Here is a 19543-nt window from a genome sequence, read left to right as displayed (position 1 = left end):
AAGGGGACCCATGATCGCGGTCAACGGACCGGCGGTCGTCGCGGACGACGTGTCGATCGAGTACCGGGGCGGACGGGGGTCCGAGTCGATCCGAGCGGTCGACGGGGTCAGCCTGACGGTGCGGCAGGGCGAGATCCTCGCACTGCTCGGTGAGTCGGGGTCGGGCAAGTCGACCTTCGCCGCCGCGATCGCGGGGCAGCTCGGGTCGCACGGCGAGGGTGACGGTGCGCTGCGCCGGCACATCGTCGGAGGCGAACTGACCGTCCTCGGCCAGAAGACCCGCGGGCTGCGCGGTTCGTCCCGCAAGCTCGAGCGGCTGAGCGGCCGGATCGGCTACCTGCCGCAGGACGGCGCCGATCGGCTCAGTCCGGACCTCACCGTCGGCGAGGCCATCGCCGAACCGATCTACCAGCGCGACCGCCGCTTCGACCGCAAGGAAGCGGGCATGATCGTCGCGCGCCTGGTCGACGCCGTGCACCTGCCGCTCGGCGTGATGCGGCTGAACACCTGGGAGCTCTCCAGCGGGCAGCGGCAGCGTGTCGCCCTGGCGCGGGCCCTCGTGCTCGAACCCCAGCTCCTGGTCGCCGACGAACCCGCCCGCGGCGTCGACGTGCTCGTGCGCCAGTCGGTGCTCGAGGCCCTGGCGACCCTGCAGCGCAACCGGCAGTTCTCCGCCGTCGTGGTGTCCAGCGACCTGCGCGAAGCCGGCGCCCTGGCCGACCGCGTCGCCGTGATGGCCGATGCCCGGTTGGTCGGCCTCGGCACCTTCGACGAGGTCCTCGACAACCCCGTCGACCCCTACGTCAAGACCCTGGCCGCGACCGCGGCCCGCGGCGTGAAGCGTCGCCCGGCACCCACCGCCCCGCGCCGCTCGACGGCGCCACGCCGACCGGTCGCCGCCGGCACCGGCCCCCGCACGGACCGACAGGAGAACCCGTGAGCACCGCCACCCGAGGCCACCGCGCCGTCGTCCCCACCTCCGGTGCCCCGCTGCCGATTGACGCACCGCAGTCCGGCCCCGTCGCCGTGCTGCCGGAGCCGACCGACCTGCACGTCACCGCCGTGACCGAGGCCGGCGGGACCGTCGCGCCGCTCGACGCGGACACCCGCGGGCTCGTCTGGCTCGACCCCCGCGACCCGTCCGGCCTGGCGGACGCGCTCGACGCGGCACCGGGGATCGGCTGGGTGCAGCTGCCGTTCGCCGGGGTCGACGCCTTCGCGCACCTCATCCAGGAGCACGGGGACCGCGTGCTCTTCACCTCGGCGAAGGGCGCGTACGCGGAGCCCGTCGCCGAGCACGCCCTGGCGCTGACGCTCGGGACGCTGCGGGTCCTGCAGAAGCGTGCCCGTGCACACTCGTGGGCCACCGAGCCCGAGGGTGTGTCGCTCTACGGCCGGAACGTCGTCGTCATCGGCGCCGGCGGGATCGCGCTCGAGTACATCCGCCTGCTCGCCCCGTTCGACGTCGACGTCACCGTGGTGCGTCGCTCCGCCGACCCGGTGGCCGGCGCATCGCGCACCGTCACCACCGACCAGCTCGACGAGGTCCTGCCCGACGCCGACGTCGTGATGATCGCAGCAGCCATGACCTCGGGCACCGCGAAGCTCTTCGGCGAGCGGCAGTTCGCGATCATGAAGCCGTCCGCCCGGCTCGTCAACATCGCCCGCGGGGGACTCGTCGACACCGACGCCCTGGTCGAGGCCCTGCGCACCGGTGCGATCGCCGCCGCAGGGCTCGACGTCACCGACCCCGAGCCGTTGCCGGACGGCCACCCGCTGTGGTCCGAGCCCGGCGCGGTCATCACGCCGCACCAGGCCGACACCCCGGAGATGGTCGCGCCGCTGCTCGCCGAGCGGGTCCGGCTCAACACCACGGCGTTCCTCGACGGCAGCGGCGAGGGCTTCGTCGGCGTCGTCGACCCGGTCGCCGGGTACTGAGGAGCAGCGCTGCACCGGGGCCCACAGCGCGGCGCGCCCGGGCGGCGTGTCCGATGCGGTGAGGGGCCCTGCGGTGCTGCTATGCTGTTACCCGTTGTTCGCACGACATTCGCCAGCGGACAGTGATCCTCGATAGCTCAATTGGCAGAGCAGCCGGCTGTTAACCGGCAGGTTGTTGGTTCGAGTCCAACTCGGGGAGCGTCTGGCCCGGATCCTCACGGATCCGGGCCTTTTGCGTTCCCGGGGCGATGCCCACGGCCGCGCGCCGCACGGCCGCGCGCCGCACGGCCGCGCGCCGCACGGCCGCGCGCCGCACAGCCGCGCGCCGCACAGCCGCGCGCCGCACAGGCGCGCCGGTCAGGACGCGGGGCTGCTCGGCTCGATGTGCAGCGTGCCGTCGCGGTTGTTGTCGTCGATCGTGCCGGTCTTCGGCACGTAGACGTCGAGGTAGTCGAGCCGGAAATGGTCGAGCTGATCGGCGTACGCGGAAAGGAACTCCGTGACCTGGTGGGGCATGGCCCGACGGTCGTCGTGGCCGACCACGATCGCGTCGAACGGTCCGTACTGCGGCTTCTGCGTGCCCCGGTCGGGCAGGTAGATGCGCCAGGTGTTCGCACTGAAGCGGGCGAACAGCACGCCCTCGGAGTCCTTGCCGCGCACGTGCAGGGCGTCGGAGAGCAGGGCGATGCCGCTCGGGCGGGACTGTGCCACCGCGACCCCGAGCCGCACCGCCGGCACGAGCAGGCAGGCGACGAGGACGGCCGCCGCGATGCGTCCGACGGGTGGCCGCACCGATGCCAGCCGGCCGTACCCGATGGCGGCCAGGGCGATGATCAGCGGCATCCAGGCGTCGTAGTAGTACGGGAGCGAGACGTTCGCGACGATGACGTAGAACACGAGGGAGACACCGAGCGCGATGCCGAGGAACGCGACGAGCCGGTCCGGCCGGATCGCCAGAGCGCAGGCGGCGCCGATGACCAGCACCGTGAGCAGCAACCAGCCGGTGCCCGCCGCCAGGAACGCGAAGTTGGCCCACCACGGTGCCTGGGGGTAGATCGTGCCGAGGATCGTCGTCGGGTGTCCGTGCGCGTTCTGCTGTGCCTGGAACTTCAGCATGTGCCCGATGGCGGTGAAGAGCCCCACCGGCAGGTACAGGAGCACGAAGACCACCACGAACGCGACGCCGCCGTACACTGCGCCCACGCCCAGGTCACGCCAGCGGCGGAACAGCAGCGGCAGGGCGCCGATCGCGAGCACGAGCACGGCGGTCGAGACCTTGGACGTGACGGACATCGCGAGCAGCGCCCCTGCTGCGGCGATCCACCACCGGTTGCCGGTCCGCATCCAGGTCCAGGCGGCGGCGAGCGAGGCGACCGCGAAGAAGACCATGAGGGGCTCGAGCATCGCGAAGCGGTCGATCCGCGCACCGATCACCGAACCGGCCTCGGCCCAGGAGGCGCCGGAACCGCGCGGCGTCAGCCACCACGCACCGGCGGCGAGGAGTCCCGTCCAGAAGCCGACCTCGCGGCGCAACCAGACGAACAGGACCACGCCGGTGCCGAGCATCGCGGTCGCGGCGACCAGGCGGGGCCCGAGTGGCCCCTGTCCGACGACGAGCTGCGCGATGCCGTACAGGTACTTCGCCGTCGGCGGGTGCTCGAGGTTGAGCGAGAAGTTGCCGTGCACGTACGCCCAGCTCGCCCGGAGGTAGACGAACTCGTCGTTGACGATGGTCGGGCGGCCGAGGTGCCAGAAGGCGACGAACAGGGCAGCCACGGCGACGACCACGAGGGCGGCGACGCGGACGGGGCGGGAGTGCAGGCGGGGGATGAGGACCTCCAGGGCGGGGCGTGCCCGACCATCATCGCAGGAGCGACCGTGCGGGTCCTGCCGGGCAGTTGCTGTTAGCGTTCACAGGTGCACCGATCCCGTCCGCCCCGCGCCGTGCTCCTCGGCGTGCTGCTCGCGGCGGTCATCGCGCCCGTGCTGGTCGGGTGCAGCGGTGCCGGACCCGACACCGACTCGTCAGAGGAGCCCACGAGCTCGGAGACCGGGCTCGGGTCGGGTGCCTCGCCGGTGGTGTTCGCCTTCGTGTGCGACGACGGCGACCGCGAGACCTACACGACCTACTCGGCGGTGTGGGAGGACGAGCGGACCTCGTGCACCGCGAAGCGGCTCACGGGCTCGGTGCCGTCGACGCAGCAGCAGGCCGCTGTCGACGCGACCCGGGGCGAGGCCACCCTCGTCGAGCTCGCGAGCACCTGCGCCGTGACCGGCACGGACCCGTGGACGTCGGCCGTGGCCGACGACGGCGCAGCGCACCTCGCCGCCGGCCTCCTGCAGTACTGCCCGGGGCACCCGGAGACCGACCACCTGCGCGACGCGCTGACGACGTACCGGAGCTGAGCCGGGCCTCCCGGCCGTCAGCCGACCACGGCAGGCGACGCGCGGGCCGGACCGACCCGTCAGCCCTCGGGGTGGTCGCGACCCGGTAGCCACGACTGGCCGGGGCCGCCCCAGCTGTTCTTGCGGATGGCCTTGGCGACCTGCTTGGCGTAGGGGTGCGCCAGGCGGTCGGCGTAGAGCCAGCCGTCCAGGTGGTCGTACTCGTGCTGGAAGATGCGCGCGAGCCAACCGTCGGCCCGGACCTCGAACGGTTCGCCGTGCTCGTCGAACGCCCGGAGCAGCGCGCTGCCGGAGCGTCGGAGCGGGAAGCGCTCGCCCGGCACGGACAGGCAGCCCTCGGACTCGTCGTCCTCGTCGAGCTCGTCGACCGACTCGGGGACCGGCGGGCTGATCCAGAGGACCGGGTTCACGGCCGCGGCGCGGTGCAGTACGTCGTCGTCGGTGTACGAGTACACGAACAGGCGCTTGCCGACGCCGACCTGGGGTCCGGCCAGCCCGACGCCGGGGGCGAGGTCCATGGTCTCGAACATGTCGGCGACGAGGGAACGGAGGTCGTCATCGAACTCGGTGACCTCGGCTGCACGCTCGTGCAGGACGGGTTCGCCGGTGATGCGGATCGGGAGAACGGCCATTCACCCAGGTTATCCGGCGGTGGACGGTAGCCTCGACGCGTGACGACGGACCTCCAGCTGCCCGACGCAGTGAACCTGACGCCGTTCCAGGCCCTCATGATCCCCGTCGCGCTCATCGGTGCGGTGTTCCTGTCGCTGGGAGCGCAGTTCCAGAGCCGGGGTGTGCAGCGGGTCGAGGCACGGCTGGGGCGGCAGTCGAAGGGGCTGAGCGTCCGGCACGTCGTCGGGCTGGTCTCGAGCGGCTACTGGGTGCTCGGCACGCTCATGCTCGGCATCGCCGTCGTGCTGCAGCTCATCAGCATCACGTACGCGCCGCTGATCGTCGTGCAGCCGCTCGGGGCGGTCGCGCTCGTGATCACCACGTGGTTCTCCTCTCGGTCGTCGGGCGTGCCGCTGGGCCGTCGGGCGAAGCGTGCGGTGTGGACCTGCATCATCGGTGTCGCGATCTTCGTCGGCATCGCGGCGTTCGTCGGCCACGAGAGCGCGATCACCCGGCAGCAGCTGGTGACCGTCCTGATCATCCTGGCGGTGGTGCTCGTGCTGGTGCTGGTGTCGTTCCGACTCGTGGCCAAGCACAAGAGCGCGCTCTACTACATCGTCGGCGCGGGCATCCTCTACGGGTTCGTCGCGACGCTCGCCAAGGTCGTGCTGAACCGGTTCGTGAACGGCACGTTCGACTGGTTGACGGTCCTGGCGATCATCGGGGTGGTCGTCGCGGCGTCGCTCGGCGGGTACTTCGTGCAGAACGCGTACTCGGCCGGTTCGGCGGACCTCGTCATCGCGGGGCTGACCGTGATCGACCCGATCGTCGCCGTCGGGATCGGCGTGGTCGTGCTCGACGAGGCGTCCGGGGCACCGTGGGGTGCGGTCGCCGGGTTCGTGGTCGCGGCCGGCATCGCCATCACCGGGGTGTTCCTGCTCGCCAAGCACCACCCGCAGACGCGCGCCTGACCGCGCGGGCCGCGGGGCGGCGCCGCGCCGTCGCCCCGTCACCCCGCGGGAGCACGGGGTCCTCCGCGCGGCTGACGCGGCCGCGGAACCAGGTGCGGTACCGTCGGCAGTCCGACCAGCAATCGCCCACGAGAGGACGACGCCAGCCGTGTCAGGAGATGTCACCACCGCCACCGCCGAACCGACGGGTGCGACGGGCGGACACCGACCCTTGCGCATCCTGATCGCCGCGGACACCTTCCCGCCGGACGTCAACGGCGCCGCCACCTTCGCCGAGCAGCTCGCCGTCGGCCTGGCCGAGCGCGGGCACGAGGTCCACGTCGTCGCCCCGGCCTCGAGCCGCAACTACGGCACCTTCGACGAGGAGCACCAGGGCGTGACCCTCGTCGTGCACCGCCTGAAGTCGTACAAGTGGCCGCTGCACGCCTGGCTCCGTTTCGTGTGGCCGTGGAGCGTCAAGAAGTGGACCGGCCCGATCCTCGACGCCGTGAAGCCCGACGTCCTGCACATCCAGTCGCACGTCGTCATCGGTCGCGGGATCGTTCCCGAGGCGAACGCGCGCGGCATCCGGGTCATCGCGACGAACCACTTCATGCCCGAGAACCTGCTCGAGTACACGCCGTTCGGCAAGTGGACGCTGCCCATCGCGCTGAAGATCGCGTGGAGCGACGCCGCGAAGACCTACCGGCTCGCCGACACCATCACGACGCCGACGAACCTGGCCGCCGACTACCTGCGCAAGGCCATCGCCGGTCAGCGGGTGCTGGCGATCTCGTGCGGGATCGACGCGTCGCGGTACGTCGCGCGCGAGGGCCGTCCGGTCAACAACGACATCGTGTTCGTCGGCCGCGTGGCGCCGGAGAAGAACCTCAACGTGCTGGTCCGGGCCGTGGCGCTGCTGCCCGGTTCGCTCGCGGCGACCCTGACGATCGTCGGCGACGGCGAGATGATCCCGAAGCTGACCGCCCTGGCGAAGGAGCTCGGGCTCGAGGACCGCGTCCGGTTCCTCGGGTTCGTCTCGGACGAGGTCAAGCGCACCGCCCTGACGAACGGCACCGTGTTCGCGATGCCCTCCACCGCCGAGCTGCAGAGCATCTCCTCGCTCGAGGCCATGGCGTCCGGGCTGCCGGTCGTCGCCGCCGACTCGATGGCGCTGCCCCACCTCATCGACGGCAACGGGTACCTGTTCGCCCCCGGCGACGAACACGACCTCGCCGCCAAGCTCGAGGCGGTGCTCACGGCGTCGGAAGCGGAGTACACGGCCATGCGGGAGCGCAGTTCGGCCATGATCGAGGCACACGACATCAACCGCACGCTCACGACGTTCGAGGCGCTGTATCGTGGGGAACCGGTGGCCTGACGGTCGTCGAGGGGCGGTAGCCAAGCTGGTCAAGGCAGTCGGCTCATAACCGAACGATTCGCGGGTTCAAGTCCCGCCCGCCCTACGTGCAGATGAAACGCAAGCGCGAGGACGACCACGACGCAGCTGGTCCGACGCCGAACGTCACGTTCCAGGTGAACCGTGGTGGCACCGGCGTGCGCGTCAACGCCTTCCGCATCGGGTTCATGGGTGCCATCGGTGTGCTCGTCGCGCTGCTCGCCGGCACCATCATCGGCGAGCTCAGCACCGTCCTCGTCTACATCGGGGTCGCGCTCTTCCTCGCGCTCGGCATCGACCCGCTCGTCTCGTTCCTCGAGCGGCTCATCCCGCGGTGGGCGGCGATCACCGTCGTCGTCGTGGGGGTCCTTGCGGCGTTCGCCGGGGTCGTCTTCGCGGTCGTCCCGATCCTGGTCGAGCAGGCGACGAACCTGATCCAGAACTTCCCCGAGGTCGTCGACGACATCTCGAAGCAGCAGTGGGTGCAGGACCTGTCGAAGCAGTTCGCCGGGTCGTTCGACATCGACCACGCGCTCGAGTCGGTGCAGTCGTTCGTCGAGAACCCGGGCAACCTGCTCAGCGTCGGCGGCGGCATCCTGGCGGTCGGCAGCGGCATCCTGTCGGGGCTCACCGGCGTGCTGATCGTCCTCATCCTGATGCTCTACTTCCTCGCGTCGATGCGGGGCATGAAGCGTGCGGCGTACCGGTTCGTGCCGGCGTCCCGCCGCGAGAACTTCATCGACGTGAGCGAGCAGATCACCCAGGCGGTCGGTCGGTACGTCGTCGGCCAGGTGTCGCAGGCGCTCATCAACGGCATCCTGAGCCTGGTGCTCCTGCTCATCATCGGTGCGCCGCTGCCCGTGCTGCTGGCCTCGTTCGCGTTCCTCGGCTCGCTCATCCCGCTCGTCGGCACCCTCGGCGCCGCGGTCGTCATCTCGTTGCTCTGCCTCTTCGCGTCGCCCGCCACAGCACTCGCCGCGGCGATCTACTACCTCGTCTACATGCAGGTCGAGGCGTACCTCATCTCGCCGCGCATCATGTCGCGTGCCGTGCAGGTGCCCGGGGCCCTCGTGGTCATCGCCGCGGTGGCCGGTGGCACGATCGGCGGCGTGCTCGGTGCCCTGGTCGCCCTGCCCGTCGCCGCGTCGATCATCATCATCGTGCAGAAGGTCATCTACCCGCGGCAGGAGCTGGCGTGACGGACGCCGCCTCCGGCTTCGCCGACCACGTCGCGGAACGCGATCGCTGGGCGCGCAGTCCCCGTGGCCCCTTGGCCCTCGTGAACGCCCAGCACGTCGACCACCCGCAGCCGGTGTGGCCGGTGCCCGGCACCTGGGCGCCCGCGGTCGGCGGCCTCGCGGTGACGGCCGCCGCCACCGACGGTGTCGTCGTGGACGGCGTCCCGGTCGACGGCACGGTGCTCGTCGCCGGTGACACCGCCGTGGTGCCGTCCGCCGTCGCGTTCCCCGACGGCTTCGCGGGCACGGTGTCCGGCTCGACGCTGCGCGTCTGGGATCCCGCAGCGGAGCCGATCCACCGCTTCGAGCGCATCGCCCGGTTCGACCGGTCCGACGACTGGGTGGGTTCCGGCACGTACGTCCCGCTGGACGCCGGTGCGGGCGACGACCGGGAGGCCCGTGGCAGCGTCCTCGACGCCGCCGGCGACGCGCTGCCGGTCGCCGGGCACATCGAGACGGCCGTCGGCAGCACGACCATGCGGTTCGTCGCGGTCCGGTCCGCGGCGTTCCGGAGTGCTCCGCGGCTGCAGCTCATCGTGCAGGACGCCACGAGCGCCCTCGCCGAGGACGACCCTGGCAGCGCCTACTCGATGGGCCGCTTCCTGTACCTCGACGACCCCGGCGCCGCGGGCCCGGTCGAGCTCGACTGGAACCTGCTCGTCCTGCCGCCCTGCGCGTTCTCGTACCAGTTCGCCTGCCCGATCCCGCCGGCCGACAACCGCGTGCCCGTGCCGATCACGGCGGGCGAGCGGCACCCCGTCGACGCTGCGGGCACCGTCCTGCACTGAACCGGACCGCGCTCGGCGGGGTCCTTGCCGTTCCCAGCCGGAACGCTGCATAATGGGCGTGTCCTGTCGGGACATCACAATCGCATACCGAATGGTTCCGTGGCTCGCAGCCGCTCGGATCCTCCGCACCAGGTCGATGGGGAAGTCGCACCTGACGTATCGGAGGAACCGTGAACGGAACGACGACAGGAGTGCTCTACGTGCACTCCTCACCCCGCGCGCTCTGCCCGCACGTCGAATGGGCGGCAGGTCGCGCGATGAACCGCGCCGTGAACTTCTCCTGGCTCGACCAGCCGGCACAGGACGGTGCCCGGCGGACCGAGTTCACCTGGGCCGGCGCGGTCGGTGCCGGTGCCGCGATCGCCTCCGCGCTGCGTGGCTGGGAGCACCTGCGCTACGAGGTGACCGAGGAACCGACGACCGAGTCCGACGGTGGCCGCTGGATGCACACGCCTGACCTCGGGGTCTTCTACGCGCAGACCGACGTGACCGGGAACATGGTCATCCCCGAGGACCGCGTCCGCTACGCGATGGAGGTCGCGGGCAGCAACGCGCTCGAACTCCACCGTGAGCTCCGGCTCGCGCTCGGACAGGCCTGGGACGACGAGCTCGAGCCCTTCCGTCACGCGGCCGAGGGCAACCCCGTCGTCTGGCTGCACCGCGTCGGCTGACCCGTCGTCGGGCACTGGACGGTGCCACGGAACGACGGAAGCCCGCCCCGACGACGCGGGACGGGCCTCCTGGCAGGGTGCGACGGATCAGACGCTGCGGAACGCGACCACGGCGTTGTGGCCGCCGAAGCCGAACGAGTTGCTCACCGCGAGGAGGTCGCCGTCGGGCAGCGCGCGCGGCTCGCGCGCGACGTCCATGACGATCTCCGGGTCCTGGTCGTTCAGGTTGATCGTCGGCGGCGCGACACGGTTGTGCAGCGCGAGGACCGTGAACGCGGCCTCGATCGCACCGGCGCCACCGAGGAGGTGACCCGTCGACGCCTTGGTCGCCGACACGACGATGTCGTCGAGGTGGTCGCCGAACACTCGGCGCATGGCGTGGTACTCGGCGACGTCGCCGACCGGGGTCGAGGTGGCGTGCGCGTTGACGTGCACGACGTCCTCGCGGCTGGCACCGGCGTGGTCGAGGGCCTGCAGGACCGCACGGGCGGCCGCGCTGCCCTCGGGGTCCGGTGCCGTGATGTGGAACGCGTCCGAGGTGATGCCGGCGCCGGCGACCTCGGCGTAGATGGTCGCACCGCGGGCCTCTGCGTGCTCCTTCGACTCGAGGATGAGCGCCGCGGCGCCGTCACCGAGGACGAAGCCGTCACGGGTGACGTCGTACGGACGCGACGCGGTCTCGGGGGAGTCGTTGCGGCGCGACAGAGCCTGCATCGCCGCGAACGCCGCCAGGGGCAGCGGGTGCAGTGCGGCCTCGGCGCCACCGGTGATGACGATGTCGGCGTCCCCGTCGGCGACGTGGCGGTACGCCTCGGCCAGGGACTCGGTCGACGAGGCGCAGGCCGACAGGTAGGTGCGGGCGCCGCCACGGGCGCCGAACTCCATCTCGATGGCAGCCGCCGGACCGTTCGCCATGAGCATCGGGACCGTCATCGGCAGGACCCGACGCGGGCCCTTCTCGCGCAGGGTGTCCCAGGCGTCGAGCAGGGTGTTGACGCCGCCGATGCCGGTCGCCCAGTCGACGATCAGGCGCTCGGGGACGACGGACTCGGCGTCGATGCCGGCGTCGGCCCACGCCTCACGCGCCGCGACGAGCGACAGCTGCGACGAGGGGTCCAGGCGCTTCGACTCGGGGCGGGTGAGCTGGTCGGTGAGGAACCGACGTGCCTGGCCGGCGAACTCCACGGGGAGTTCGAGCTCGGCGTAGCGCGGGTCCTCGATGCGGGTGATGCCGGACTTGCCGGCGAGCAGCGCGTCCCACGTTTCCGGGGCAGTCGCGGCGAGGGGTGAGATCGCACCGATCCCGGTGACGACGACGGTCTTCTTGGTCATGGAACGACGGTTCTTTCGTTGGGGAACAAGATGAGCGCCGCGGCCGACGGTGACCGCTGGCCGCGGCGCTCAGGAAGCTCGTGTCAGGCCTGGGCCTTGACGATGTAGTCGACCGCGTTGCCCACGGTCTTGAGGTTCTTGACCTCTTCGTCCGGGATCTTCACGTCGAACTTCTCCTCGGCGTTGACCACGATGGTCATCATCGAGATGGAGTCGATGTCGAGGTCGTCCGTGAAGGACTTGTCGGCGGCGACGGTGTCGGTGGCGATACCGGTCTCGTCGTTGATCAGCTCGGCCAGGCCGGCGAGGACTTCTTCGTTGGACAGGGCCATGAGTTTCTCCTTGAGGGGGGTGTCGTTTGACCGTGGACCAGCCTAGGGCACGCAGCGTGCTCGCGCCCGGAGACTCGTCGGGGTGGTCGCTGGTCGCGCGGGATGCGCGGCCGGGTGGGATCAGGGCAGGACGACGACCTGGGCGCCGAACACGAGCCCGGCACCGAAGCCGATCTGCAGGGCGAGCCCGCCGGACAGCTCGGGGTGTTCCTCGAGCAGGCGGTGGGTGGCGAGCGGGATGCTCGCGGCGGAGGTGTTGCCGGTGGTGGTGATGTCACGGGCGATCGTGACCGACTCGGGCAGGCCGAGCTGCTTCGCGAACTCGTCGATGATGCGGATGTTCGCCTGGTGCGGCACGAACGCCGCGAGGTCCTCCGGTCGGACACCGGCGGTCTCGAGCGCTTCGCGGGCGACCTTCACCATCTCCCACACGGCCCAGCGGAAGACCGTCTGGCCCGCCTGGCGCATGGTCGGGCGGGGCGCGCCGGCCTCCCACTCGTTGTAGGTCGCCGTCATGCCGATGGCGTCCCACTTCGAGCCGTCCGAGCCCCAGATGGTCGGGGCGATGCCGGGGAAGTCGCTCGGGCCGACGACGGCCGCGCCGGCACCGTCACCGAGCAGGAACGAGATCGAGCGGTCGGTCGGGTCGACGACGTCGCTGAGCTTCTCGGCACCGACGACCAGGACGTGGTCGGCGAGGCCGGACTTGATGAACGAGTCGGCCTGGGCGATGCCGTAGGCGTACCCGGCGCACGCGGCGCTGATGTCGTACGCGGCGGCGGGCGTCGCGCCGATCCGCTCGGCGAGCAGCGACGCCATCGACGGGGTCGCGACGGTGTGCGTCACGGTGCTGACCAGCACGACACCGATCTGGTCGGGGGACAGACCGGCCTTCCCGATCGCCTCGCGCGCGGCGGTCTCGGCGAGGTCGACGGCCTCGACGTCCTTGCCGGCACGCTTGCGCGTGATGATCCCGGTGCGCTGGCGGATCCACTCGTCGGACGAGTCGATCGGGCCGACCAGGTCGTCGTTCGGCACGACGTTCTCGCCGCGGGCGGCACCGAAGGCCAGGATCCGGGTGAACTCGTGGCCGCGGCGCTGGGAGAGTGCGGGACGTTCGGTCATGCGGTGGCGTCTGCTTCCTGGTCCGCGCGCTGCAGCAGGTCGATCGCTGCGGGCAGGTCCTCGGGGGTCTTGATGGCGACGGACGGTGTGCCGCGCAGGCCGCGCTTGGCGAGCCCGACCAGGGCGCCGGCCGGCGCGAGCTCGATGATGCCGGTGACCCCGGCGGCGGCGAACGACTCCATCACGGCATCCCAGTGCACGGGGCTCGCGATCTGCTGGACCATCAGGTCGACGAACCGGCGACCGTCGTCGACCCGTGAGCCGTCGGCGTTGGTCCAGATCGGCAGGGTCGGGTCGTGCACCGTGGCGGCTGCGGCGACCGGGGCCACACGCTCGACGGCGGGGGCCATGAAGTGGGTGTGGAACGCACCTGCGACCGCGAGCGGGACCACGCGGGCCTTGGCGGGCGGGTCCGCCACGAGCGCGGCGATGCCGGCGGCCGTGCCGGCGACGACGGTCTGGCCGCCGCCGTTGTGGTTCGCGGGGACGAGCCCGTGGGACTGCAGTGCTGCGGCGACCGCGTCGGCGTCGCCACCGAGCACGGCGGCCATCGAGGTCGCTTCGAGGGCAGCGGCGTCCGCCATGGCCCGGCCGCGCTCGGCGACGAGCGACACGGCGTCGGTCGGCTCGAGGACCCCGGCGACCGCGGCGGCGGTGAACTCGCCGACCGAGTGCCCGGCGACCCCGCCGACGAGCGCACGGCGGCCGTCGGCCAGCAGCGCGTCGGCGGTCACGAGACCGGCGGCGACGATGAGGGGCTGCGCGAGTGCGGTGTCCTTGATGGTGTCGGCGTCCGACGTGGTGCCGTGTGCGGCGAGGTCCACCCCGATCGACTCGGACCACTGCCCGACACGTTCACGAACGGCGGCGTCCTCGAGCCAGGGGGCGAGGAAGCCGGGGGTCTGGGAGCCCTGTCCGGGCGCGACGACGACGATCACCGGACAATCCTGTCGCTCATGCACCGTGGGGCCCGTGTGGGCTTCCCACACGAAACCCCGCGTGACATTGTCGGTTCCCTACCGGCGCGGGACGATGCGGCGGCGACCGGTGGCTGATTCGGACATCGCGCCGAGGATCAGGGCCGACTGCACGATCAGGGCATCCCTGGCGTGCGTGGCATCCCACCCGATGATGTCGGCGACCCGGCGCAGGCGGTACCGCACGGTGTTCGGGTGCACGAAGAGTTCGCGCGCCGTGGCCTCGAGCGACCGACCGGTGTCCAGGTAGCACCACAGGGTCTGCAGGAGCTCGGTGGACTGGTCCTTGAGCGGCACGTAGATGCGCTGCACCAGGGCGGACCGCGCGAGTGGGTCGCCGGCCAGGGCGCGTTCGGGCAGCAGGTCGTCGGCCAGCGCCGGACGGGGGACCCCGCGCCATGCCCGCGCGACGGCGAACCCGGCGAGGGCTGCCTTCGCGCTGGTCGAGGCGTCGACGACCCCGGGGACCTCGTTGCCGAGCACCAGGTGGCCCTCGCCGAACAGCGGCTCGAGCGCCTGCGCGATCGCCGTGAACGAGACCGGGTCCTCGCCCTCGGGCACGTCGTCCCGCGGGGTCGAGCGCCCGATCACCACGACGAGCCGTGAGCCCTGCACCCCGACGAGCACGTCGGCGTCCATGTGGCGGGCGGTGCGGCGGACCTGGTCGACCTCGAGCTGCTTCGGTGCCGTGCCGACGAGCACCGCGACCTCGCCGTGCCCGTGCCACCCGAGGGCAGCGATGCGGGACGGCAGCTCGTCGTCGTACTCGCCCGACAGGATCGAGTCGACCACGAGCGCTTCGAGTCGGGCGTCCCACAGCCCGCGGGCCTCGGCCGCCCGGGCGTAGACGTCGGCCGCCGCGAAGGCGATGTCGCGGGAGTACTTGAGGATGGCCTCCTGCAGCATCTCGTCGTCGGCGGCGCGTTCCTCGACCACCGTGACGACCACGCGGATGAGCTGCAGGGTCTGCTGCAGGCTCACCGAGCGCAGCAGCTCACGCGGTGCTGAACCGAAGACGTCGGCCGCGGCGATCCACGGCGTCGACGCGGTGCCCTCGAGCCAGCTGATGAACGAGGTGATGCCCGCCTGGGCGACGAGGCCCACGGCGGAGCGGCGCCCCGGCGGCATCTCGCTGTACCAGGGGAGGGTGTCCTCGAGCCGCTTGATCGTGGCGGTGGAGAGTTCTCCGGACACCTGACGGAGCCAGGAGAGCGCCCGCTCGCGCGCGCTCTCCTGGCTCTGGGCCTTCGACAGGCCCTCGGTGTCCGGCTGGACGGGCGTCACCTGCTGATCAGCTCTCGCCGCCCGCGCTGCCCGTGGTGCCGGCGGTCACGTCGTGCAGGCGGTACTTGTCGATCGCCTGCTGGACGAGTGCGCCGTCGACCTTGCCCTGGCGGGCGAGCTGCTGCAGCGTCCGCACGACGACCGAGGGGCCGTCGATGTGGAAGAAGCGGCGAGCGGCCGGACGGGTGTCCGAGAAGCCGAAGCCGTCGGCGCCGAGCGTGGCGTAGTCGGTCGGCACGAACGGGCGGATCTGCTCCTGCACCTGGTGCATGAAGTCGCTGACGGCGACGACCGGCCCCTCGGTGGCGAGCAGGCGCTCGGTGACGTACGGCGTGCGCGGCGACTCGTTCGGGTTGAGGAACGCGTGCTGCTCCGCGTCGAGACCGTCGCGGTACAGCTCACCCCAGCTCGTGACGCTCCAGACGTCGGCGGAGACGCCCCAGTCCTCGGCGAGGAGCTGCTGCGCCTCGAGGATCCACGGCACGGCCACACCGGAAGCGAGCAGCTGGGCCTTCGGGCCGTCGTGCTCGCTCGGCTTGAGCAGGTACATGCCCTTGACGATGCCGTCGACGTCGATGCCCTCGGGCTCGGCCGGCTGGACGATCGGCTCGTTGTAGACCGTCAGGTAGTACATGACGTTCGGGTCGCTGTGCTTCGGCGAGCCGTCCTCGTCCGTGCCGTACATCCGGTCGAGGCCGGCCTGCACGATGTGCCCGATCTCGTACCCGTACGCGGGGTCGTAGGACACCACGGCCGGGTTCGTCGTCGCGAGGAGCAGCGAGTGGCCGTCGGCGTGCTGCAGTCCCTCGCCCGTCAGCGTCGTGCGACCGGCGGTGGCGCCGATCATGAAGCCACGGGTCATCTGGTCGCCGGCGGCCCAGATGGCGTCACCCGTGCGCTGGAACCCGAACATCGAGTAGAAGACGTAGACCGGGATGAGCGGCTCGCCCTGCGTCGAGTACGAGGTGCCCACCGCGGTGAACGCCGCCATGGCCCCGGCCTCGTTGATGCCGACGTGGATGATCTGACCCTGCGGGCTCTCCTTGTACGCCAGGAGCAGTTCGCGGTCGACCGAGGTGTAGTGCTGGCCGTTCGGGTTGTAGATCTTCGCCGTCGGGAAGTACGCGTCCATGCCGAACGTGCGGGCTTCGTCCGGGATGATCGGCACCACGCGGTTGCCGAAGTCCGGGGAGCGGAGCAGGTCCTTCAGCAGCCGGGCGAACGCCATGGTGGTGGCGATCTCCTGCTTGCCGGAGCCCTTCTTGACGACCTGGTACTTCGCGTCCTCGGGGAGGGTGATCGAGGTGTACTTCGTGCGACGCTCCGGCACGTAGCCGCCGAGCGCCTGACGACGCTCGTGCATGTACTGGATCGCCTCGTCGTCGTTGCCCGGGTGGTAGTACGGCGGCGTGTAGGGGTTCTCCTCCAGCTGCGCGTCGGAGATCGGGATGCGCATCTCGTCGCGGAACTGCTTGAGGTTGTCGAGCGTGAGCTTCTTCATCTGGTGGGTCGCGTTGCGGCCCTCGAAGCTCGGGCCGAGGCCGTAGCCCTTGACCGTCTTCGCCAGGATGACCGTCGGCTGGCCCTTGTGCTCGGTCGCGGCCTTGAACGCGGCGTAGACCTTGCGGTAGTCGTGGCCACCGCGCTTGAGGTTCCAGACCTGGTCGTCGCTGTAGCCCTCGATGAGCTCGAGCGCCTTCGGGTCGCGCCCGAAGAAGTTCTCGCGGACGTACGCGCCGTTCTCGGCCTTGTACGTCTGGTAGTCGCCGTCCGGCGTCTGGTTCATCAGGTTGAGCAGCGCGCCCTCGGTGTCGCGGGCGAGCAGGTCGTCCCACTCACGCCCCCAGACGACCTTGATGACGTTCCAGCCCGCACCGCGGAAGAACGCCTCGAGCTCCTGGATGATCTTGCCGTTGCCGCGCACCGGACCGTCGAGTCGCTGCAGGTTGCAGTTGATCACGAAGTTCAGGTTGTCGAGGCCGTCGTTCGCCGCGACCTGGAGCTGTCCGCGCGACTCGACCTCGTCCATCTCGCCGTCGCCGAGGAACGCCCAGACCTGCTGGTCGGAGGCGTCCTTGATGCCGCGGTTGGTCAGGTACTTGGCCTGCTGCGCCTGGTAGATCGCGTTGATCGGGCCGATGCCCATCGACACGGTCGGGAACTGCCAGAAGTGCGGCATGAGCCGCGGGTGCGGGTACGACGACAGGCCGCCGCCGGCGTGGGACTTCTCCTGACGGAACCCGTCGAGCTGGTCCTCGCCGAGACGCCCTTCCATGTAAGCGCGGGCGTACATCCCGGGGGAGGCGTGGCCCTGGAAGAACACCTGGTCGCCGCCGGACGCGTGGTCCTGCGCGCGGAAGAAGTGGTTGTAGCCGACCTCGTACAGCGCGGCGCTCGACGCGTACGTCGAGATGTGGCCGCCGACGCTGATGCCCGGACGCTGCGCGCGGTGCACCGTGATGGCCGCGTTCCAGCGGATCCACCGGCGGTACCGGCGCTCCAGTTCCTCGTCGCCGGGGAACTCGGGTTCGTTCTCCGGCGCGATGGTGTTCACGTAGTCCGTCGTCGGGACCATCGGCACACCGAGGTGCAGTTCCTTGGACCGCTTGAGCAGGCTCAGCATGATCTCGCGACCGCGCTGGTGTCCGTGGGTCTGGACCAATCCGTCGAGGGACTCACGCCATTCGGCGGTCTCCTGCGGGTCCTGGTCGTTCGCCCCGGTGCTGTACGGGTCCTGGTCGTTCACCGTCACCCTTGACCTCGTTCGTTCTCGTGGTGGTGGACATGGTGGCTCCGGTGGTCGGGTCACGACCGGATGGGGCCCCGTCCACTCTAGGCCCCAGCACCGACGGTGATGCTGATGGTGCGGTGCACGTGGCGGGTGCTTGCATTCGGGTGCGGTCGGCGTAGCATGGCCGATCGTGCACACGCGACCCGCGTGCGCACGGACCCGACGGGTACACCCCACACCCGAGGAAGAAGCACACGTCCCGATGGCTCTCGAGATCGGCTCTCTCGCGCCGGACTTCGAGCTCCCGAACCAGTTCGGTGAGCACGTCCGACTCAGCGACTTCCGCGGCAACCGCCCGGTCGCACTCGTCTTCTTTCCGCTCGCGTTCTCGTCGAACTGCACGAACGAGCTCTGCGCCCTGCAGGACAACGTCGCGATGTTCCAGGACCAGCGCGTCGAGCTGATCGGCATCTCGGTCGACTCCAAGGCGACGCTCCGCTCCTTCGCCGAGCTCAACGGCTACGACTTCGAGCTCCTCGCCGACTTCTGGCCGCACGGCGCGGTCTCGAAGGAGTACGGCGTCTTCCTCGAGCACAAGGGCTTCGCCACCCGCGCGACCTTCGTCATCGACGTGCAGGGCCGGATCAAGGCCTCGATCATCACGGAGCCCGGCCTGCAGCGCGACGTCGCCGAGTACAAGGCCGCGCTCGACCGCCTCGCCGCCTGCACCGCACCCGTCCCGGTCGGCTAGCGTTCCGAATCCCTCCTGCGACGCATCCGCGTCGACAGCGGACAGGAGGCCCGGTGCACGCCATCGACACGGACGCACGTGACCGTGTGGTCACCACCGAGGCCTACGCCCCCTACCCGGTGTCGCCCGCGCCCGCCGCGTGGCACCTCCGGCGTACCGAGGTCCTGACGCCCGCCGGACCCGTCGTGGTGCACCACCGCCCGGGTCCTGACCCGCTCCTGCTGCTGCACGGCGTCGCGGGCTCCTGGTCGACGTGGACCCCGCTGCTGACCGCGGCGCACGGCGTCGGTGACCGTGGCCTCGTGCTCGTCGACCTGCCGGGATGGGGATCGTCGCCGGCGCCGACCGGTGCGTTCGACCTCGACGACGTGACCGTGTCGCTGGTCACGGTGCTGGATGCACTCGGGATCACGACGGTGGACGTCGTCGGGCACTCGATGGGGGCCTTCGTCGGGATGCACCTGGCGGTCGTCGCGCCCCGGCTCGTGCGCTCGGTGGCCCTGGTGTCCGGCACGACCGTCGCGACCGCGGACGCCGCACGGCACCCGCTCCGAGGGCTCCGGACGCTGCCGTCGTTCACCCTGCTGCGTGCTGGCCTGTCGATCACCGGCGAGGCCGCGCGGCCGATGCTCCGCGCGCTGTCCCGCGTCGGGCTGCTGCCGCTGCTCGCCGCGCCGGTGTTCACGCACGTGCGGCGCCTCGACCGCAGCGTGCTCGACGCCTTCGTCCAGGAACTCCGGCCGACCCGGTTCACCGACGCGGCGCGGACCGCTGCGGGCTACGACCTCGGCCGCTGGCGGGGGATCACCTGCCCGGTCACCGCGATCGCCGGGCGCGACGACGTGTTCGCGCGCGTCTCGGACCTCGAGGCCCTTCGGGAGCTCGTGCCGCAGGTCCGCACGGTGCTGCTCGACGACTGCGGGCACTTCGCGCACGTCGAGCACCCGGACGCCGTGGCCCGGGAGCTCGGGCTCGCCTGACGCTCGCGCGGGCTGTCATTGCGCGCGCA

The 19543-nt window shown here is 71.1% G+C and carries 18 protein-coding genes and 2 tRNA genes; 12 read left to right on the top strand and 8 right to left on the bottom strand.

Annotated elements, in window-relative coordinates:
* Positions 1–10 precede the first annotated feature (10 nt).
* The 3 genes from EDF33_RS15955 to EDF33_RS15945 all read left to right on the top strand — a co-directional run bounded on the left by EDF33_RS15955 (position 11) and on the right by EDF33_RS15945 (position 2137).
* Positions 11–940, top strand: coding sequence for an ATP-binding cassette domain-containing protein (locus EDF33_RS15955; RefSeq protein ID WP_123938262.1), 930 nt, complete (start codon positions 11–13; stop codon positions 938–940).
* Positions 937–1938 carry a D-isomer specific 2-hydroxyacid dehydrogenase family protein gene (locus EDF33_RS15950; protein ID WP_243692470.1) on the top strand — a complete coding sequence of 334 codons (1002 nt, stop codon included), beginning with the start codon at positions 937–939 and terminating at the stop codon, positions 1936–1938. Before EDF33_RS15955 ends, EDF33_RS15950 begins: the two co-directional genes overlap by 4 nt.
* Positions 1939–2064: 126 nt before the next feature.
* A tRNA-Asn gene (locus EDF33_RS15945) sits at positions 2065–2137 on the top strand.
* Positions 2138–2295: 158 nt separating this feature from the next.
* Here the strand turns inward: EDF33_RS15945 and EDF33_RS15940 are convergent.
* On the bottom strand, positions 2296–3714 hold the full coding sequence (locus EDF33_RS15940) for a phospholipid carrier-dependent glycosyltransferase (RefSeq protein ID WP_132100553.1): 1419 nt from the start codon (positions 3712–3714) through the stop codon (positions 2296–2298).
* Positions 3715–3855: 141 nt separating this feature from the next.
* Between EDF33_RS15940 and EDF33_RS15935 the strand changes: the two genes are divergently transcribed.
* Entirely contained in the window at positions 3856–4344 is a 489-nt protein-coding gene (locus EDF33_RS15935; protein ID WP_132100552.1) for a hypothetical protein, read from the top strand.
* 59 nt (positions 4345–4403) lie between these two features.
* Here the strand turns inward: EDF33_RS15935 and def are convergent, their stop codons facing one another.
* Positions 4404–4976: a peptide deformylase gene (gene def, locus EDF33_RS15930; RefSeq protein ID WP_132100551.1), complete on the bottom strand. Its 573-nt coding sequence runs from the start codon at positions 4974–4976 to the stop codon at positions 4404–4406.
* Between the two features lie 39 nt (positions 4977–5015).
* Between def and EDF33_RS15925 the strand changes: the two genes are divergently transcribed.
* From EDF33_RS15925 to EDF33_RS15900, 6 genes are all read left to right on the top strand, one after another.
* On the top strand, positions 5016–5927 hold the full coding sequence (locus tag EDF33_RS15925; protein ID WP_181437562.1) for a DMT family transporter: 912 nt from the start codon (positions 5016–5018) through the stop codon (positions 5925–5927).
* A 148-nt stretch (positions 5928–6075) separates the two neighbouring features.
* Positions 6076–7287, top strand: a complete 1212-nt coding sequence (locus tag EDF33_RS15920) for a glycosyltransferase (protein WP_132100550.1) — start codon at positions 6076–6078, stop codon at positions 7285–7287.
* A gap of 10 nt (positions 7288–7297) precedes the next feature.
* Positions 7298–7372, top strand: a tRNA-Ile gene (locus tag EDF33_RS15915).
* Positions 7373–7379: 7 nt separating this feature from the next.
* Positions 7380–8504 carry an AI-2E family transporter gene (locus tag EDF33_RS15910; RefSeq protein WP_207906710.1) on the top strand — a complete coding sequence of 375 codons (1125 nt, stop codon included), beginning with the start codon at positions 7380–7382 and terminating at the stop codon, positions 8502–8504.
* On the top strand, positions 8501–9331 hold the full coding sequence (locus EDF33_RS15905) for a DUF1684 domain-containing protein (RefSeq protein ID WP_132100549.1): 831 nt from the start codon (positions 8501–8503) through the stop codon (positions 9329–9331). Before EDF33_RS15910 ends, EDF33_RS15905 begins: the two co-directional genes overlap by 4 nt.
* Before the next feature lie 170 nt (positions 9332–9501).
* Positions 9502–10002 carry a DUF3145 domain-containing protein gene (locus EDF33_RS15900; RefSeq protein WP_243692469.1) on the top strand — a complete coding sequence of 167 codons (501 nt, stop codon included), beginning with the start codon at positions 9502–9504 and terminating at the stop codon, positions 10000–10002.
* A gap of 87 nt (positions 10003–10089) precedes the next feature.
* Here EDF33_RS15900 and EDF33_RS15895 read toward each other — a convergent pair whose 3' ends face one another.
* The 6 genes from EDF33_RS15895 to aceE all read right to left on the bottom strand — a co-directional run bounded on the left by EDF33_RS15895 (position 10090) and on the right by aceE (position 17804).
* On the bottom strand, positions 10090–11334 hold the full coding sequence (locus tag EDF33_RS15895) for a beta-ketoacyl-[acyl-carrier-protein] synthase family protein (RefSeq protein WP_123292578.1): 1245 nt from the start codon (positions 11332–11334) through the stop codon (positions 10090–10092).
* An 83-nt stretch (positions 11335–11417) separates the two neighbouring features.
* Positions 11418–11666 carry an acyl carrier protein gene (locus EDF33_RS15890; protein ID WP_017886710.1) on the bottom strand — a complete coding sequence of 83 codons (249 nt, stop codon included), beginning with the start codon at positions 11664–11666 and terminating at the stop codon, positions 11418–11420.
* A gap of 120 nt (positions 11667–11786) precedes the next feature.
* Positions 11787–12791, bottom strand: a complete 1005-nt coding sequence (locus EDF33_RS15885) for a beta-ketoacyl-ACP synthase III (protein WP_132100548.1) — start codon at positions 12789–12791, stop codon at positions 11787–11789.
* Entirely contained in the window at positions 12788–13729 is a 942-nt protein-coding gene (locus EDF33_RS15880) for an ACP S-malonyltransferase (RefSeq protein WP_132100547.1), read from the bottom strand. Before EDF33_RS15880 ends, EDF33_RS15885 begins: the two co-directional genes overlap by 4 nt.
* A gap of 78 nt (positions 13730–13807) precedes the next feature.
* Positions 13808–15022, bottom strand: a complete 1215-nt coding sequence (locus tag EDF33_RS15875; protein ID WP_132100659.1) for a helix-turn-helix domain-containing protein — start codon at positions 15020–15022, stop codon at positions 13808–13810.
* A gap of 37 nt (positions 15023–15059) precedes the next feature.
* The gene (aceE, locus tag EDF33_RS15870) at positions 15060–17804 is read right to left on the bottom strand and encodes a pyruvate dehydrogenase (acetyl-transferring), homodimeric type (RefSeq protein WP_132100546.1); all 2745 of its coding nucleotides are present in this window, start codon (positions 17802–17804) and stop codon (positions 15060–15062) included.
* A 241-nt stretch (positions 17805–18045) separates the two neighbouring features.
* On the opposite strand from aceE, the gene EDF33_RS15865 reads away from it, so the two are divergent.
* A complete protein-coding gene (locus EDF33_RS15865) occupies positions 18046–18534 on the top strand; it encodes a peroxiredoxin (RefSeq protein ID WP_111085695.1) in 489 nt (162 codons plus the stop codon).
* Between the two features lie 53 nt (positions 18535–18587).
* Complete coding sequence (locus EDF33_RS15860; protein WP_165918842.1) at positions 18588–19514, top strand: alpha/beta hydrolase; 927 nt, start codon at positions 18588–18590, stop codon at positions 19512–19514.
* Positions 19515–19543 lie beyond the last annotated feature (29 nt).

The sequence above is a fragment of the Curtobacterium sp. PhB146 genome, assembly GCF_004342995.1.
Lineage (GTDB): Bacteria > Actinomycetota > Actinomycetes > Actinomycetales > Microbacteriaceae > Curtobacterium.
The sequence above is the reverse complement of the archived record's forward strand: the minus strand, read 5'-3'. Positions and strand labels throughout refer to the sequence as shown.